Annotated in this window: 1 protein-coding gene; it reads right to left on the bottom strand. The window is 28.7% G+C overall.

The window, feature by feature from the left end:
- The coding region (locus tag KA858_RS09985; RefSeq protein WP_210135588.1) for a CadD family cadmium resistance transporter at positions 1–494 on the bottom strand (494 nt) is incomplete at its 3' end.
- Positions 495–675: the final 181 nt, after the last annotated feature.

Below are 675 nucleotides of genomic sequence, written 5' to 3'. Positions count from 1 at the left end.
GGAATTCTAGCTAGTTTTTGTGCTGTGAATACTAAAAAGAAAATTAAAACTAAAAATACAATTAAGGTAGTCAGTAATTCAATAATATCCAATGCTACAAAATAAGGGACAAATAAACCAATATTATCTGCACCACAACTTGCAATTGTCACTAAAGAAACAGTCTCTATTAATTTGGACAAACCTTTTTCATTTAATTCTTTATTTGCTCTTTTTTCACCTTCACAATCATCATAAATAGCAACTTTTATACCTAAGTAGATGGGGATCAAACCTAATAAACCTAATATCCATTTCTCTGGAACATAATTTAACACAAAAGCTAAAAATAAACTGACTAATATGAGGATCATCGATCCTAGATATTGACCTATATAAATATCCCTATATTCTTTTCTAGTCTTTGCTCTAGCAAAAAATATTAATAAAATCACTAATAAATCTACCGCAGTTGCAATATAAAGTATTGCCGCAGTTACAATACTCTGAACCATAGAGCACCTCATTCAAATATATATTTGAATGAATTGTATCATATATTGCATATCTTATGAATAATAAATATTAGAACCGAAAAGTGACACTTTAACTGATAGTAAGGGGCTGTGTATATACGAGTGATTTATAGATTCTTTGAGAATACGACTTAAAGCGATTTTAATTTGTCAGTTCATT

The organism is Staphylococcus sp. GDX8P80P (assembly GCF_017893095.1).
GTDB classification, from domain to species: domain Bacteria; phylum Bacillota; class Bacilli; order Staphylococcales; family Staphylococcaceae; genus Staphylococcus; species Staphylococcus borealis.
The sequence above is the reverse complement of the archived record's forward strand: the minus strand, read 5'-3'. Positions and strand labels throughout refer to the sequence as shown.